Source organism: Streptomyces sp. SID12488 (assembly GCF_010548275.1).
GTDB lineage: Bacteria > Actinomycetota > Actinomycetes > Streptomycetales > Streptomycetaceae > Streptomyces.
In genome coordinates this window covers 1-15,528 of sequence record NZ_JAAGLT010000039.1, presented here as the reverse complement: position 1 = coordinate 15,528, position 15,528 = coordinate 1, and the positions used below count along the sequence as shown (strand labels likewise).

At 69.6% G+C, this 15,528-nt stretch carries 16 protein-coding genes; 8 read left to right on the top strand and 8 right to left on the bottom strand.

Annotation, left to right across the window (positions count from 1 at the left end; genetic code table 11):
- Positions 1-175: 175 nt before the first annotated feature.
- The 5 genes from G3I56_RS37865 to G3I56_RS37845 all read left to right on the top strand — a co-directional run bounded on the left by G3I56_RS37865 (position 176) and on the right by G3I56_RS37845 (position 7,054).
- A complete protein-coding gene (locus G3I56_RS37865; RefSeq protein ID WP_164417209.1) occupies positions 176-1,498 on the top strand; it encodes an extracellular solute-binding protein in 1,323 nt (440 codons plus the stop codon).
- Positions 1,499-1,620: 122 nt separating this feature from the next.
- Positions 1,621-2,538 carry a sugar ABC transporter permease gene (locus G3I56_RS37860; protein WP_164417207.1) on the top strand — a complete coding sequence of 306 codons (918 nt, stop codon included), beginning with the start codon at positions 1,621-1,623 and terminating at the stop codon, positions 2,536-2,538.
- Entirely contained in the window at positions 2,535-3,437 is a 903-nt protein-coding gene (locus G3I56_RS37855; protein WP_164417205.1) for a carbohydrate ABC transporter permease, read from the top strand. Before G3I56_RS37860 ends, G3I56_RS37855 begins: the two co-directional genes overlap by 4 nt.
- A gap of 2 nt (positions 3,438-3,439) precedes the next feature.
- Positions 3,440-5,158: a hypothetical protein gene (locus G3I56_RS37850; protein ID WP_164417202.1), complete on the top strand. Its 1,719-nt coding sequence runs from the start codon at positions 3,440-3,442 to the stop codon at positions 5,156-5,158.
- A gap of 57 nt (positions 5,159-5,215) precedes the next feature.
- Positions 5,216-7,054: a hypothetical protein gene (locus tag G3I56_RS37845; RefSeq protein ID WP_164417200.1), complete on the top strand. Its 1,839-nt coding sequence runs from the start codon at positions 5,216-5,218 to the stop codon at positions 7,052-7,054.
- 69 nt (positions 7,055-7,123) lie between these two features.
- Here G3I56_RS37845 and G3I56_RS37840 read toward each other — a convergent pair whose 3' ends face one another.
- From G3I56_RS37840 to G3I56_RS37830, 3 genes are all read right to left on the bottom strand, one after another.
- On the bottom strand, positions 7,124-7,795 hold the full coding sequence (locus G3I56_RS37840) for a nucleoside/nucleotide kinase family protein (RefSeq protein ID WP_164417198.1): 672 nt from the start codon (positions 7,793-7,795) through the stop codon (positions 7,124-7,126).
- Positions 7,796-7,808: 13 nt separating this feature from the next.
- Positions 7,809-8,927 (bottom strand): serine hydrolase domain-containing protein, encoded by a 1,119-nt coding sequence (locus G3I56_RS37835; protein ID WP_164417196.1) that lies wholly within the window; start codon positions 8,925-8,927, stop codon positions 7,809-7,811.
- Between the two features lie 89 nt (positions 8,928-9,016).
- Positions 9,017-9,424 (bottom strand): helix-turn-helix transcriptional regulator, encoded by a 408-nt coding sequence (locus tag G3I56_RS37830; RefSeq protein ID WP_164417193.1) that lies wholly within the window; start codon positions 9,422-9,424, stop codon positions 9,017-9,019.
- A gap of 115 nt (positions 9,425-9,539) precedes the next feature.
- Between G3I56_RS37830 and G3I56_RS37825 the strand changes: the two genes are divergently transcribed.
- Both G3I56_RS37825 and G3I56_RS37820 read left to right on the top strand, forming a co-directional pair.
- Entirely contained in the window at positions 9,540-10,586 is a 1,047-nt protein-coding gene (locus G3I56_RS37825; protein ID WP_164417191.1) for a permease, read from the top strand.
- Complete coding sequence (locus G3I56_RS37820; protein ID WP_164417189.1) at positions 10,583-11,365, top strand: TIGR03943 family protein; 783 nt, start codon at positions 10,583-10,585, stop codon at positions 11,363-11,365. Before G3I56_RS37825 ends, G3I56_RS37820 begins: the two co-directional genes overlap by 4 nt.
- A gap of 21 nt (positions 11,366-11,386) precedes the next feature.
- Here G3I56_RS37820 and rpmF read toward each other — a convergent pair whose 3' ends face one another.
- The 5 genes from rpmF to G3I56_RS37795 all read right to left on the bottom strand — a co-directional run bounded on the left by rpmF (position 11,387) and on the right by G3I56_RS37795 (position 14,332).
- Complete coding sequence (gene rpmF, locus G3I56_RS37815; protein ID WP_164311920.1) at positions 11,387-11,551, bottom strand: 50S ribosomal protein L32; 165 nt, start codon at positions 11,549-11,551, stop codon at positions 11,387-11,389.
- An 88-nt stretch (positions 11,552-11,639) separates the two neighbouring features.
- Positions 11,640-12,632, bottom strand: a complete 993-nt coding sequence (gene tgmB, locus G3I56_RS37810) for an ATP-grasp ribosomal peptide maturase (RefSeq protein ID WP_164417187.1) — start codon at positions 12,630-12,632, stop codon at positions 11,640-11,642.
- Between the two features lie 15 nt (positions 12,633-12,647).
- Positions 12,648-12,839: a putative ATP-grasp-modified RiPP gene (tgmA, locus tag G3I56_RS37805; RefSeq protein WP_164312055.1), complete on the bottom strand. Its 192-nt coding sequence runs from the start codon at positions 12,837-12,839 to the stop codon at positions 12,648-12,650.
- Between the two features lie 233 nt (positions 12,840-13,072).
- Positions 13,073-13,444 carry a DUF6479 family protein gene (locus G3I56_RS37800; protein ID WP_164417185.1) on the bottom strand — a complete coding sequence of 124 codons (372 nt, stop codon included), beginning with the start codon at positions 13,442-13,444 and terminating at the stop codon, positions 13,073-13,075.
- A 75-nt stretch (positions 13,445-13,519) separates the two neighbouring features.
- Complete coding sequence (locus tag G3I56_RS37795; protein ID WP_164417183.1) at positions 13,520-14,332, bottom strand: SAM-dependent methyltransferase; 813 nt, start codon at positions 14,330-14,332, stop codon at positions 13,520-13,522.
- A gap of 847 nt (positions 14,333-15,179) precedes the next feature.
- Here G3I56_RS37795 and G3I56_RS44900 point away from each other — a divergent pair.
- A complete protein-coding gene (locus G3I56_RS44900) occupies positions 15,180-15,302 on the top strand; it encodes a hypothetical protein (RefSeq protein ID WP_275406947.1) in 123 nt (40 codons plus the stop codon).
- The last annotated feature ends 226 nt before the right edge of the window (positions 15,303-15,528 follow it).

The following is a 15,528-nucleotide window of genomic DNA, read 5'->3' as shown; positions in this document are numbered from 1 at the left end:
CACACGAGGGCGTGCCCGTGCGGTGACAGCCAGAACGGCTGGGGATCCCACCCCGCGTGGACGACGCGGCCGGGCGAGGCTGCGCCCCCGGAAGGCAACTTTTCCTGCAAACTGCACCCGTGCCGCCTCGATTCGGCGCCGTGCTCTGTCCCCTACCGAAAAAAAGGGATCGAAGATGACCACTGTGGGTGTGCGGCGCTCCCGCCGACTCGGCCGCGGCGGTATGCGCCGCCTGGCTCCCCTCGCTGCCGTTGCCACGGCAGGTGCCCTGCTGCTCTCCGCCTGCGGTGGGGGGTCCGACTCAGGCGGTACGTCCAAGTCGCTGACGTTCTGGATCTCCACGGTTCCGGGGCAGGACGCGGGCTGGAAGAAGATGGTGGCGCAGTACAAGAAGGAAGCCGGCGTCGACGTCAAGCTCGTCAACATCCCCTACGACGGCTACACGGCGAAGCTGCACAACGCCGCGCAGGCGAACTCCCTGCCCGACGTGGCGGCCGTGCCGGCGCTGGACCCGATCTGGTCGAGCAAGCTGGTCGACCTCAAGTCCATCGCCAACAACGCGACCAACAAGATCAACCCCAACTTCCTGGCGAAGGACTCGTCCGGGAAGGTGCTGGCCATCCCCTCGGACGTCACCGCGTCCGGCATGTTCATCAACAAGACGCTCTTCGAGAAGGCCGGCGTCTCCTTCCCGACCTCGCCCGCGAAGACCTGGACCTGGGACGACTTCATCAAGGCGGCGAACGAGGTCCGGGAGAAGACCAAGGCCAAGTACTCCCTGACGTTCGACCAGTCGCCGTCCCGGCTCCGCGCCATGGTCTACGAGATGGGCGGGCAGTACGTCCACGCGGACGACTCCGGCAAGTTCTCGGTGGACGCGGCGACCAAGAAGGCCGTGAACACCTTCGTCGGATGGAACGACGACAAGACCATGCCGAAGTCGGTGTGGACGAGCGGCGCCGACCCGTCGGCCATGTTCCAGAGCGGTGACGTCGTCGCCTACTGGTCCGGAGTGTGGCAGGTTCCCGCCTTCGCGGAGAGCATCAAGAAGTTCGAGTGGGCGAGCGTCCCGACTCCCGCCCAGCCGGTGCAGGCCAGTGACGTCAACAGCGGCGGCCTGACGGTGGGCTTCAACAACAACGCCGACGCGGCCACCGCCGCGACGAAGTTCCTGTCCTGGCTGTACGAGCCGGCCCACTACCAGGCACTGTGCGAGGCGTCCGGGTTCCTGCCGGTCGAGAGCGGTCTGAACCCGAAGTACCCCTTCAAGTCCGAGGCGGCGCAGGCGGCGTACAAGCTGTACAACGAGTCGATCCCGCTCTATGCCCCGATCTCCGGCTACTTCAGTTCCGCGCAGTCGAACTGGGTGCTGAAGGGCAAGACCCTCACCGAGGACCCGACCAAGACGGAGCTCGGCAAGGCGATCAACGGCCAGCAGACGGCCGACAAGGCCCTGGAGAACATCGTGGCCGGCTACAACCAGCAGGTCGGCGGCTGATCGTGGGCCAGCGGGCCGGGCGGCGGGGTCGAGACACCGCCGCCCGGCCCGGGCGGCCACGCAATGCCGGGCTCATGGCGTGAGCCCACCGGAATCCATTCCACCAGCACGGAGTCAGGAAGATGACAAAACGCGCCTCGGCCGTGTCCGCGAGCCCGCCCAGGAGCAGGAGACGCAGTAAGTACACCCTTGCGCCGCTCGTCCTCATCGCGGCCAATGTCGTGCTCTTCTCACTGTTCTTCGTCTGGCCGGCGGTGATCGGGCTCGTCTACTCCTTCACGAACTACACGGGTGTGGGGGCCTTCCAGTACATCGGACTGGACAACTACCACAACCTGTTCGGGGACTCCACCTTCTACGACGCGCTGACCCGGACGCTGCTGTACGCCGTGCTCTTCGTACCGCTGAACTTCGGACTCTCGCTGCTCGCCGCCAACCTGGTGGTGAACAAGCACGCAAAGGGCGCGTCGGTCGCCCGCGTCGTCTTCTTCATCCCATGGCTTCTGTCGCCCATCGTCGTGGGTGTCCTGTGGCGGTGGCTGTTCGGTGAGAACTTCGGACTGGTCAACTACGTCATCGAGCAGTTCGGCGGAAGCGCCGTTCCATGGCAGTCGAACGCGGACCTGTCGTTGATCGTGGTGGTGATGGCGGCATCCTGGGCCTGGACGGGATTCTCGATGCTGCTGTTCATCGCGGCGATCAAGAACGTACCGGTGTCGTACTACGAGGCGGCCTCGCTCGACGGCGCCGGCCCATGGCGCCAGTTCATCAGCATCACGCTGCCGAGCATCGCGCCCACCTCGTTCATCGTCATCCTGCTCAACACGATCAACGCGATGAAGGAATACCCGGTGTTCGTCGCCCTCAACAACGGCGGACCCGGCACATCGAACAACCTGCTCGTCCAGTACATCTACGAGACCGGCTTCAAACGGGGCCAGATCGGCTACGCGAGCGCCGCGTCGTTCGTGCTCATGCTCATCCTGATGGCCGTCGCGATCATCCAGCTGATCGTCAACCGGCGGGTGGAGAACCGATGACAACCACAGACATGCCACGCCCGGTCGACGCCGATCCCAAACGGTCCGTCTCCAAGAAGCGGCTCTACAAGGCGGGTAGTGGCGGGCTCCGGCGGGCGGTGCCCGCGACGACACTGCTGTGGATCATGGCGTGCCTGTACGGGGTGCCGGTGCTCTGGTTCATCCTCAGTTCCTTCAAGCCGGCCGGCGACCTGTTCTCCTATCCGCTGACGCTGGTTCCGCACAACCCCACCCTGTCGGGTTTCAAGGCGGCGTGGGACAGTGCCAACTTCTCCCAGTACTTCATCAACACGGCCCTCGTGTGCGTCGTCACGACGATCCTCACGGTGGGTGTCAGCTGCTGCACGGGGTACGCGCTGGCCAAGTACGACAACAGATGGCTCAAGGCGTTCTTCATCTGCATCCTGGCCACCACGATGCTGCCGGGCGAGGTCATGCTCGCCCCGGAGTTCCTGGTGGTCCGCAACCTGGGCCTCTACAACTCCTTCGCCGGCATCATCCTCCCGGCCGTGCTCACCGCGACCGGATGCTTCATGTTCCGCCAGTTCTTCCTGACGGTTCCCGACGAACTCGTGGAAGCCGCACGCATCGACGGCGCGCGTGAGCTGTCGATCTTCCTGCGGATCATGGTGCCGATCTCCCGGCCCATCATGCTGACCCTCGCCATCCTGTCCTTCCAGTGGCGGTGGAACGACTACATCTGGCCGCTGCTGATGCTCAACGACCCCGACAAGTTCACCGTGCAGATCGGCATCCAGAGCATCGTCGGCGCGCAGAACATCAACTGGTCGGTACTGCTCGGCGCATCGGTCATCTCCATGATCCCGCTGATCCTCGTCTTCCTGGTCTTCCAGCGCTACGTCATGGGCGCCGACATCAACGCCGGACTGAAGGACTGACCGTGCCCACCCCGCTCGACCACGAGTTCGTCCGGTCGGCGGCCCGCGCCGCCGACCGGACGGCCGCCCCGCTGGCGGCCCGCCCCGACGAGGAACCCGCCGGTGTGCCGCACCGTGATCTGGCGCGGCGGGTGAAGACCCTGGTCGCGGCCTACTGTTCCCCGGACTCGGCACTGCACGGCAGCGGGCAGGCCGTCGCCGCCACGATGACCCACCTCCGCGCCCTGCGGGCCGCGCAGACCACCACCGGCCTCTTCGCCGGTGGTGACAACGTGCAGTCACCGCCGGACTCCGCCTTCACCGTCAACGACGTGTGCGACGCGCACGTCCTCGCCGCCGACGCGGGGCCGGAACTGAGTGACGTCACGGCCGCGCTCGCCGAGATCGCCGGCGCCGCCTCCGGCAGTCTCCTGACGGGTGGGGTGCACACCCCGAACCACCGCTGGGAGCTGTGCGCGGCGCTGGCCCGGCTGCACCGGTCGTTCCCGGACGACCGGCTGCTCGACCGCGTCGAGGAGTGGCTCGCCGAGGGCGTCGACATCGACGCGGAGGGCCTGTACTCGGAACGCAGTGCCGTCTACGCGTCCCTCGTGACCAACCCGTCGCTGCTGTTGCTGGCCGAGGTGCTCGGGCGTACCGACCTGCTGGACGCCGTCGAACGCAACCTCACCACGACCCTGGACCTGATCAGGCCGGACGGCATGGTGGAGACCGTCCACTCGCGCCGCCAGGACCAGAAGCTTTCGTTCCCGCTGTGGCCCTACCTGCCGCACTACCGGCTGCTCGCGATCCGCACCGGCCGGGGGGACTTCGCCCGCGCGGCCCGCCTGGCGGCCGCCGACGGCATCGACGACCCCGACATGCTCGCCCAGACCCTCCTCACCCCGGATCTGTGCCGCGCCCTGCCGGCCCCGGACGCGGAGAAGCTCCCGCGCGACCGGTACCTCCCCACCGCACGCCTCGCCGCACACGCCTCGGCCACCGCGCACACCGTGGTGTACGGCGGCTCCGATGTGCCCGAGCACCGGCGCATCCGCTCGGGCCTCGCCTGCAACCCCACCTTCCTGCGCCTGTTCGCCGGCGACGCCGTCCTCGACGCGGTCCGTCTCTCGCGGGGGTTCTTCGACCTGGGCCCGTTCCGCGCCGCCGACATGGAACAGTTCGCCGACAACCGGTACCGGCTCACCGAAACCCTCACAGGCGCCTACTACCAGCCGCTCCCGAAGGACCGGAGGCGCGACGACGGCGCCTACCGTCTGGTGGACGAGGGCCGCTTCTCCGCGGCGATGGCTTTCCCCGACCGCCCTCAGGACGAGGTCTCCCACACGACCCGAGTCGAGGTCGACCTGCGGGAGGACGGGGCCGACCTGCGGATCGACATCAGCGGCCCACCGGTGCCATGGGCCCTCGAACTGACCTTCCGGCCGGGCGGCGAGCCGCAGGGCGCCGTACCGCTCGGCGACGGAAGCTGGTGCCTGACGACCGAGCCGTTGACCTACCGCGTCGGCGACGACGAGATCCGGGTCGAGGCCGCCGTCGAGACGGGCGAACCGCTCGCCGGACCGGACCGGAGCGACGTACTGCGCTACGACCCAGGTCAGGACCACACCGTGGTGGGCGGCACCGATGCGACGACGGGGAACCGCGTCTACCTCGGCGGACTCGGCCCGCACACCCTGACCGTCGCACTGCGCGCCCGCCGCCCCGCACCCGTCGTGTGACTCCGCGACTCCGACGAACCACGCCATGGCAACCCCAGGCACGAAGGGCTGAGGGCATTGCATCTCCCGCACCAGCGAGGGCCGTTGCATGATCTGCCGGACACATCGGCGGACTACGACGCCATCCTGACCGCCGTCGCGGGTGAGGCGCTCACTCGCCTCACCCGCGACGGTAACCTCGAACACCCCGCCACCACCGACGACATCGGCGACACCTCCCTCGGGATCACCTCGCTGCTGGCCTTCGCCTGGCAGCGCGGCAAGGACCCGCGCCTGCCCGAGGCGGTGGCCCGCAGCCTCGCCTTCCACCTCCGGGAGCGGGTCTACACCGAGGACAACCCCGGCTACCCGAACCTGAGGATCCGCAACTCCGGTCTCCCGTACGCCCGTTACGTACTGGAGTCCGGGGCCCACCCCATCGGCGACTGGCCGAGCACGGTGTGGGCGCTGCTCCAGGCGGTGAACGTCCTGGACGCGGCCGAGGGACTCGTCGCCGACGAACAGCGCGCGGAACTGGTCGAGTTGGCGCTCGGCTACTGGCGCTGGCTGACCGAGGCGACCTTCTTCAACCCGCAGGAGGCCGGCAACCAGGCCATCGGCTGCGTCGTGGGCGGACTGATGCTCGCCCCCCATCTCCCCGCGGAAGAGGGGCAGTCGGTACGGTCGCGGGCGATCTCGTTGTACGTCGACAAGATCCGCGCCCACCGGGTACGGGACCGGGGCGCGGCCCTGCCGCCCGAGCACGGCGGCGCCTACGACAACAACTACGGCCCGATCTCCCTCTCCTTCCTCGCCCAGGCGCACCGGGTCAGCGGCGAGGAGATCTTCGCCGAGGACGGCGAGGCCCTGGCCCGCTACATCGACGCCCGCCTGACGAACGGCGGCTATGACAACGGCGGCCCCCGCTACAGCGAACAGCACTCCGCCTTCGAATCGGTCCTCGGCCTGCGCTACTTCGGCCACCGCATCGGCGCCGACCTCGGCCGCTACCGGGGCGACAGCCGCTGGGCCCGCCACGCGGTCAGGCAGGACGGTGGCATCGACGGCCACTTCGCGTGGATGCTCATCTGGCAGATCCAGGACACCACCCCCTGGCACCGCACCCCCTCGACCGAACCACTGCGCCATCAACTCCGCGCGGGCACGGTCTCGGTGGCCTTCGACGACAGGATGACCCCGTCACTGGTCGAGGCGGCGGGCACGTACTACCTCCCGGCGGCGGTGGGTCGCCAGCACGGCTTCGGCCCGGTGGCGGACGGCTTCCTGCTCTGCCGCCCGATGGGCGAGGTCCGCGTCCGCGACATCCGCGCCGACGGCCTCGCGGCCAAGCTGGTCACCAAGCCCGTCGTCGGCCGCGACCACGTACTGCGCCACGTCCGGTCCCTGTACGTCACGGACGGGACGACCCTGTGGGTCACGGTCGCCGTCGAACACCTCGACGGCACGCCGTACCTGCTCGCCGGCCTGCCGTACGCCACGGACGACGGCGACCGGGTCCGCCGCACGGCGGAAGCCGACGGCGTCACCGCAGCGGGCGCCCTGCGCCTGACGCACCCGGAGACCGAGGGCGCGGACCACTTCGACGCCCGCGCGGAGGTGACCCAGGAACAGGCGGCCTTCGCCCTCGCGGCCGACCCGCGCGGCTACGGCAACCCCGACGAGGGCTGGCGCCACCTGATCAGCTCCACGGCACTGGAGGCCGACCCGGCCCCCGGCGCACCGGAGGGGCTGAGAGTCTTCGCCGTCCGCTACGGCGGTGACGGCGACGCCGAGTTCGTGCCGGCCTTCGACGCCACGCCGGACGGCCTCCGAGTGCGCACCGAGGCGTTCACGGCCGTGATCGGCGAGCCGGCGGGCGACGCCCACGGCGAACCGGAGCTGACGCTTCTCGACTGAGAAGGTCGACGAACGAGACGTACGAGGCCGAGCAGCTCACCCGCGCGCTGCTCGGCCTCGTCGTGTCCATCAGGTCTGCCTCTCCACGACCAGATCCGCCCGGTCCCGGGTCGCGGCGACCAGGTCGGCGTTGCGCTGGTCCGTGCCCCGCACCCACGCGACCGCCGTGTCGTGGTCCTTGCCGAACTCCTCGTGCCGGTCGACGAGCCGGCGGATCCGCTCCTCCTCGTCCACTTCGCAGAACCACACCTCGTCGAGCTGGGCCCGCACCCGCGCCCACGAACCCTCCGTCAGCAGAAGGTAGTTGCCCTCGGTGACGACAAGACGCGCCGACGGAAACACCGGGATCGCACCCGCGATCGGCTGCTCCAGCACCCGCTCGAACCCCGGCGCGTAGACGATCTCCCCCTCGCCCGTCCTGCCGCTGTCCTCACGCAGCCGCCGCAGCAGCGCCGCGTACCCCGCCGCGTCGAACGTCTCCGGCGCGCCCTTGCGATCCCGCAGGCCCAGCCGCTCCAGCTCGACGTCGGCGAGATGGAACCCGTCCATCGGCACATGGGCGACCCAGGGAGCGCCGTCCCCGTTCAGTGCCCGGACGAGCCGCTCAGCGAGCGTCGTCTTGCCCGCACCGGGACTCCCGGCGACACCGAGCACGGCACGCCGGTCGTCCCGGACCAGCGCCCGGGCCCGGCGGAGGAGTTCGTCGAAGGTGGGTGCGGGGGAGGAGAGGCGGCGTTCCACGCGCCCGAGTCTCTCACCCGGACAGCCCTTCGTAGGCGGCCCCGAGGATCAGGAAGGCCCGGTCGTCGCCGAGGGCGCCCGCGTCGAGCATGCGGTTCATGACGTACGCCACCGTCAGACGCGCGTCCATGTCGACCAGGACCATCGAACCGCCCCAGCCACCCCAGAAACACGTGCGGGGATTGGGGAGCTGGCCGTTGCTCACGCCGTACCCCAGGCCCCAGCGCATGGGTACGCCCAGGACCGAGTCCGTTCCGGTGAACTGCTCCTCCAGGACGCGTTCACAGCCCGCCTCCGACAGCAGCCGTACGCCTCGTGCGGTGCCGCCGCAGGAGAGGACCGACTGGACGGCGGCGACCGAACGGGCGTTGCCGTGGCCGTTCCCCGCGGGGATCTCGGCGCGTCGCCAGGCCTCGGTGTTGGCGGTTTCGGCCGGGAAGTGCGGATTGCCGGGGCGGTCGCGCGGCAGGGCGGCGTCCGGATCGAGCACCCGCTCGGGCGGCGCGATCACGGGCGCGACGCGGTGGTCGTGCTCGGCGGGCAGCCCGATGTGGAAGTCGCCGCCCAGCGGCCCGGCGATCTCCTCGGCGAAGAACGCACCCAGGGTGCGGCCGGTGACCCGGCGGACCACCTCGCCGACGAGGTAGCCGTAGGTGATGGCGTGGTAGCCGCCCTCGGTGCCGGGCTTCCACGCCGGGGCCTGGGCGGCTAGGCGGGCGGTGGCGGTCGGCCAGTCGTAGAGGTCCTCGACCGTCATCGGCTCGTCCCAGGTGGGCAGGCCCGCCGTGTGGCCCAGCAGGTGCCGCACCAGGACGTCGTCCTTGCCGTTCGCGGCGAACTCGGGCCAGTAGCGGGCGACCCGGGCGTCCAGGTCGAGTTCACCCCGGTCGGCGAGGACCAGGGCGCACATGGCAGTCATCGTCTTCGTCGTGGACCACGTGTTGGTGAGCGTGTCGCGCTCCCACGGCACGGTACGGGCCTCGTCGAGGTGGCCGCCCCACAGGTCGACCACGGGTTCGCCGTCGAGGTACACCGCGACGGACGCGCCCACGTCCTTGTCGTCGAGCGAGGCCGCCAAGGCCTCCCGTACCGGGGCGAACTGGTCGGTGCACGTGCCGGATGTCTCCACCATGCCGCGACCGTAGTCAGGCCCCGCCGACACGGCCACCGATTATTTCCGGCCCCGCGCCCGACCCGTGCGCACCGGGCCAGGTACCCGGCTCAGGTCCGGTCGATGTGCACGCTCGTCGACTTCACCCGGGCCGTCGCCTCCACGCCGACCTCGAGGCCCAGTTCTTCCACGGCCTCCCGGGTCAGCAGCGACACCAGCCGGTGCGGACCCGCCTGGATCTCGACCTGAGCGGCGACATCACCGAGTTTCACCGCCGTGACGATGCCGGCGAAGGCGTTGCGGGCGGAGGTGTACGACGGCTCCTCCTCGCCGGAGCCGGTGCCCGCGCCGGAGTTGGCCAGTTCGATCGAGAAGGCGGCGAGATCCCGGCCGTCGATCAGCCGCCGCCCGCCCTCGTCGCGGTGGGTCTTCACCCGGCCCGCATCCGCCCACCGCCTCGCGGTGTCGGGGCTCACGCCCAGCAGACGGGCGGCCTGACCAATGGTGTAGGACTGCATACGCGCCAACCTAGCTCGTTCCCCGATCTCGCAAAATGAGCAACCTTGCCCGTCCAGGCGTACTGAAGTGGTAGGGAACGCACGCAATACAGCCACGCCCGGAGGTACCTCACCCGTGAGCATCACCAAAGCGGCCCCGCCCGGGGCCGGTCACCGCGACACGGAGGCCCCACCGGACGAGGCGAAGGGCGCTGCGACGGGCGAGCAGCAGGGCTGGCAGTTCAGCTCGCCGCTCGTCCTGACCATGCTGATGATCCTGGTGGTCGCCCTGCAGGGGCCGATCCGCCAGGCGGTGTCCGCGCCGGTGATGCAGAGCTGGATGACGGTGTTCGTCGCCGTCGTCGTACAGGCCCTGCCCTTCCTCGTCCTCGGGGTGCTGCTGTCGGCGATGCTCGCGGTGTTCGTACCGCCGTCGTTCTTCGTGCGCGCCCTGCCCAGCCGGCCCGCCCTCGCGGTGCCGGTCGCGGGGATGGCCGGAGCGATCCTGCCCGGCTGCGAGTGCGCGTCCGTGCCGGTGGCCGGCGCGCTGGTGCGGCGGGGTGTCGCCCCGGCGGCGGCGCTGGCGTTCCTGCTCTCCGCCCCGGCGATCAACCCGATCGTGCTGACCGCGACCGCCATCGCGTTCCCCGGCAAACCGGAGATGGTCGTCGCCCGGTTCGTCGCGAGCCTGCTCGTGGCGTGCGCGATGGGCTGGCTCTGGCAGCGGCTCGGCCGCACCGACTGGCTGCGCCCCCCGGCCCATCCGTCGGACGAGGGCCTCGGCAAGGGCGCCGCGTTCTGGAGCTCCGTACGGCACGACGTGATGCACGCGGGGGGCTTCCTGGTCGTCGGCGCGATGGCCGCCGCCACCCTGAAGTCCATGGTGCCGGCGAGCTGGCTGAGCCTGGCGGCGGACAACCCGGTGGTTTCGGTCCTCGCGCTCGCCGTCCTCGCGGTGCTTCTGTCGATCTGCTCGGAGGCGGACGCGTTCGTCGCCGCGTCCCTGACCCAGTTCTCGCTCACGGCCAGGCTGGCGTTCCTCGTGGTCGGGCCGATGATCGACCTGAAACTCTTCGCCATGCAGACGGCCACCTTCGGCCGCGGGTTCGCCCTCCGCTTCGCACCGGCCACCTTCGTGATGGCCGTGGCGTCGGCGGTCCTCGTCGGGGCAGTGCTCCTGTGAACCGGCAGGCACAGGCGGTCGTCCTGTTCCTGGTCGGCGGAGCGATGGCGCACGCCGGCACCACCGACCTCTACCTGCGCTACGTCAAGGCGGGGCTCCAGCCGATGGTCGTCGGCGCCGGCGCGGTGCTGATGGTGGCCGCGCTGGCGACGGTCTGGTACGAGCGGAAACACTCAGAAACCGGCCCCGACAAGGAAGTTCACCAACACGACAAGGAGTCGCACCAACACGACGAGGAGCTGCACGCGGTCGACGGGGAAGTCCACGTCCACCGTGAACCGCGCGTCTCCTGGCTCCTGGTGCTGCCCCTGTTCGCGCTGATCCTGGTGGCCCCGCCCGCCCTGGGCTCCTACAGCGCCCTGCGCACGGGTACGGCCCTCCAGGCACCGCTGGCCTACCCGCCCATGCCCGCCGGTGACCCCGTACGCCTCAGCCTGGTCGACTACGCGGGCCGCGCGGCCTACGACCACGGACGCTCGCTGGGCAACCGGCGGATCGCGATCACCGGGTTCGTCGCACTCGACGGCAAGGGCACCCCGTACCTCGTGCGGATGGCCCTCAACTGCTGCGCGGCGGACGCCCAGCCGGTGAAGGTCGCCCTGACCGGCCGGATCCCCCCGGTGCTGCAACCGGACACCTGGCTCGAACTCACCGGCACCTACACCGATCGGCAGACCAGGGACCCGGTGAACAAGGGACGCATCCCGTTCTTCGACATCACCGATGCCAGGCCGGTCCCGACCCCGCGCGACCCGTACGACGAGAGCTGGAACAACTGAGGCACGGGCCGGGGAACCCGGTCAGGGCTGGATCAGGCCGCGCTCGTACGCCTTGACCAGCCGCTGCGGAACCATGTGCTCGACCCCGTCGACGGTGACCGGCACCAGCTGTGCCGTGGTCGCCTTCCACTGGGCGCGGCGGTGGCGGGTGTTGCTGCGGGACATCTTCCGCTTGGGAACGGCCATGGGAGTCCTCCTCGGTTGGCAAGCGAGACAGGACGCTACATGAAAATGGATCCCATTAACAGTTGAGTGTGATCGGGTGGACGGCTCCTCAGGGAGCCGTGCGCATGGAGTCCTGCGGGTCATGGGGATACGGCGGTGCTTGCGGCTCTTCCCCGGCCAGCCAGTCGGCGACGCGCCGGGCTATCGGCTGCCCGGTGTCCATCTCGACGAAGCCGAACTGGCCCGACTGGTTGCATTCGAGGAACCACCAGACGCCGTCGAGATCCTCCGCGAAGTCGAAGGCCCCATAGGCGAGTTCGGCGTCCCGCAGATACCGGTGCACGCCCTCCGCGACCGGCGCCGGCACGTCGACCGGCCGCCACGGCTCGGCCGAGGGCGCGAAGCGGACATCGATGTCGTCAGGGTGCGCATCTGCCGCGACGGCCTTGCGGGCGGCGAGGATCCGGTCGCCGACCACCGTCAAACGGATGTCGGCCCGCTTGTCGACCCGGCGTTGCAGCAGGGTGGGCCCGAAGGTGACAGCGCTGAAGTCGACGTCGGGTGCCACCCGGCTCGTCGGCACCACCCTGGGCGGCTCCTGGGGATGCGATCCGGAGACGGGCTTGACGACCAGGTCGGGAAAACGCCGCGCGAAGTCCCGGGCGGCCTGCGGGAACGTGGTGATCAGCGTGGCCGGTACGTGGAGCCGGCTGCGCTGCGCGAGATGCAGCTGCCAGGGCTTGTGGCGGGCCCGGCCGGCGGCGTCGGGATGGTTCATCCAGCGCGCGCCGGTGCCCCGGAGCATGCCGTAGAAGGCCTGCGACGCCTCCTCGGTGAGCCAACCGGACGGAGAGGAGGCGCGCGCTCCCGGAACCCCCGGCCTGCGCACCCAGACGGACCGCAGCCCCTCCATGCTCACCACCCTGCCACCGGCGGAGAGGTGCCCGCGGAAAGCGCCGTTCACGTACTCGCCGGACAGGGCGACCTCGCCGGGCAGATCGGCGGGATCGAGCCGGACCACGGGAATGCCGGTGCCGTTCAGCCGGGCCACCACCAGATCCGCCGTCACATCCTCCTCGGACGTCAGAACCAGGACCGTCATCGCGGCAGGTCCACGTCAGTCATCGAAGTGCGTCTTGGAACCGGCAGTTGACGTGGTGGACCCGAATTCGCGCATCACGGCATGGTCATGAGCGGCAATTCGCCCGCCCGGCAGCACATTCAACTGCAGTCCGCAGTCGTAACTGTACGGAGCGCTCACCTCCAACTGCTCAGCCGGGCGCGCGTAGTTCAGGACGAACAGCTGCATCGCTTCTCCTCGATCGGCGACGACGTCGGTCAAGTGGATGGTGGAGCTCCGGTAATACAACTGTCCTGTCCCCCTTGCCCCGCCTCCAAGGAGTTATACGAATCGAACGCGTGAATGGTTGCCTCCCGTTGTCGGCAACTGTGTCCGGGCAGCCTTTCGCATGCCGCCACCCGCGCTCGCGGGTCGCGGAGGCGGGGTCGCGGGGCAAGGTCGGCGCCAGGGCCGAGGACGGGTCAGTGGCGCCCCAGGCCGCCACTGCCGAAGGAGCCGCTGGAACCGGGATCCCAGCGCCCCCGCTGCTGGTCCTCCCGCCGCTTCGTCGACGAGTGATGAAGATCATGCGGCATGAGCCGCTCCCGCTCCTGTGCCGCGCGCGGCATCTCGTCCGGCTCTCTCATCTCGCGGACCTCGTGCACCGGGCCGGAGGGCGGAAGTGTGGGTTGTTCGTCGGGGCGGGGCCGGGCGGATTCCCGGTCCCGGACCCGCATGCCGAACCAGAAGGCCCAGATCAGTGCACCAGCGATGAACAGGCCCGCGACAAATGCGGCCGCTACGTTGAGTAGATCGCTCGACGCGGCCAGTAGTTCAGACGTTGTCGTACTCATATACCGATTATCGCCGACAGCATATGAATGCGCGTCTGAAAGGAGTCTGTGAAAACCCTGTCCTTTTCCGGCCGGTCAGGGCTTCACGGCGACGGCCCCGAATTGCGGAAGAGCGGCTGCTGAGCCGCTCTCCGGGCGCCACCGCGCACAGGAGACGAGCCCCGGGTCGAGAAGGTCCAGGCCGTCGAAGAAAGCGGCGACCTCGGCGCGGGGGCGGGCGGTGATCGGCGGGGTGGCGTTCTCGTTCCAGAACTTCATCGCCTCGATGTTGCCCTCGCCGTCGAGGTCCGAGTCGGTCGTCGGATGGGTCAGGACCAGGTGACTTCCCGAGGGCACCGACGCCATGATCCGGCGCACGATGTCCTGGGCCTGTCCGGTGTCGAGCACGAAATTCAGGATGCCGAGCATCATGACGGCGACGGGCCGCTCGAAGTCGAGGGTCTCCGAGGCACGCTGCACGATCCCGTCGGGGCGGTGGATGTCCGCGTCGATGTAGTCCGTGGCCCCCTCGCGCGTGCCGGTCAGCAGCGTACGGGCGTGCGCGAGCACGATCGGGTCGTTGTCGACGTACACGATCCGTGACTCGGGCGCGAGGCGCTGGGCGATCTCATGGGTGTTGTCCACCGTCGGCAGCCCGGTTCCGATGTCCAGGAACTGCCGCACTCCCCGCTCGGCGACCAGGAAGCGCACGGCTCGCCCGAGGAAGGCGCGGTCCGCGCGGGCCACGCTGCGGATCAGCGGGAACATGGCGTCGATGTGGTCACCGACCGCCTGGTCGACGACGTAGTTGTCCTTGCCGCCGATCCAGTAGTTCCACACTCTCGCGTTGTGGGCCACCGAGGTGTCCAGTCGGCCGCGTCCCTCTGACGTGCTGCCCTGCTCGCTCACGTCGCTCCCTCTCGTCACTTCCCTTGCCCCGCACGGACATTGACGAGCACACGGACCGTCAACATCGTTCGCGCCTACGAGGGTGATCTTATGGCCGGGCTCTTCGCGTCCGGAGAGGGAGGCGGCGCAGCGGGTGCTGCCGTGTGCGGGCGCCGGCCCCTACTCTCGCCGGACAGGCCCGGGAGAGCGGGAGAGAGACCGATGGACGACTAGACCTCGGTACCCACGGGCGGCCGGTGACGACGTCGTCCGCCTCGGTAAGGACGGGGAGGCGCGGATCGTGGCCCAGCAGTTGAAGTTCGCGCTCGCCCTGGCGGACGTCCCGGTCGAGGCGTCCTGCTTCTGCCGGCTGGGCGTCGGGACGGGCGGCGCGGACGCGGGCCGTTGCGGCGGGTGAGGGGCGCCGGACGCGACAGGTCTGCCCCTGAGGGCGCCCCCCTGCCTCTCACTCTTCCCCCGGGGCCGGTGACGTCGGGCGGACTCCCGCCCCGGCGTCCGTACCTGAGTACGGGTAACGCCCCGCAGCCGGTTGATTGAGTGACGACAACTCCGTCGGCGCACCCACACCCTGACGGGCGGTCTGCCCGGGGACAGGACCTCGGACACGGATCCGGAGCAGGGCGCAGAGACGGCGCCGACGACAGGCACGGACCGTTGCCGCGCGAGGCCGCTGACACCCAATCCGGTCGCAGCGCCGGCTCAGACCTCAGAGACGGCGCTCCCTCCGGCGGCCCCCAGCAGCAAGCAGTCCCCCGAGCCGTCACAGACGGATCGTGCCAGTCAGAAGCCGGCCGGGGTTCCGGAGCAGAGCACGGAACGACGTCCCGCTGCGCCTGCTTCGCGAACGGTGATCGAGATCGGCAGTGCCGAACAGATCGCGGATGCCCTGGCTGAGCAGCTGTCAGCAGCCGAGCTGATGGAGCTCGCTGAGCTCCTGATGGAGCGGGCGGACAGCAAAGTAGAGGCCTGACTCAAGTCTGGCTCCGTGCCCTGGATGCGGTTGGGTTGTTGTACGCGTACAACAACCCAACCGCCTCTGTCGTCAACGACCCGGATCCTGCTCCAGCGACTAGGCCGTGTTTTGGAACTGAGTCCCTGACCATGCTTCATGCCGTGATGATCTAGGTGTGGGGCGTGGGGATCTTTCGGATGAGCAGTGGTCGGTGCTGGAGCCGTTGTTGCCGGTCGTGGGGCTG

Excerpts from the sequence above, each read along its gene's own strand:
- rpmF (WP_164311920.1), bottom strand. The coding sequence starts at position 11,551 with ATGGCCGTTCCCAAGCGGAAGATGTCCCGCAGCAACACCCGCCACCGC.
- tgmA (WP_164312055.1), bottom strand. The coding sequence starts at position 12,839 with ATGCAGCTGTTCGTCCTGAACTACGCGCGCCCGGCTGAGCAGTTGGAG.
- G3I56_RS37800 (WP_164417185.1), bottom strand. The coding sequence starts at position 13,444 with ATGAGTACGACAACGTCTGAACTACTGGCCGCGTCGAGCGATCTACTC.
- G3I56_RS37855 (WP_164417205.1), top strand. The coding sequence starts at position 2,535 with ATGACAACCACAGACATGCCACGCCCGGTCGACGCCGATCCCAAACGG.
- G3I56_RS37830 (WP_164417193.1), bottom strand. The coding sequence starts at position 9,424 with ATGCAGTCCTACACCATTGGTCAGGCCGCCCGTCTGCTGGGCGTGAGC.
- tgmB (WP_164417187.1), bottom strand. The coding sequence starts at position 12,632 with ATGACGGTCCTGGTTCTGACGTCCGAGGAGGATGTGACGGCGGATCTG.
- G3I56_RS37835 (WP_164417196.1), bottom strand. The coding sequence starts at position 8,927 with ATGGTGGAGACATCCGGCACGTGCACCGACCAGTTCGCCCCGGTACGG.
- G3I56_RS37865 (WP_164417209.1), top strand. The coding sequence starts at position 176 with ATGACCACTGTGGGTGTGCGGCGCTCCCGCCGACTCGGCCGCGGCGGT.
- G3I56_RS37860 (WP_164417207.1), top strand. The coding sequence starts at position 1,621 with ATGACAAAACGCGCCTCGGCCGTGTCCGCGAGCCCGCCCAGGAGCAGG.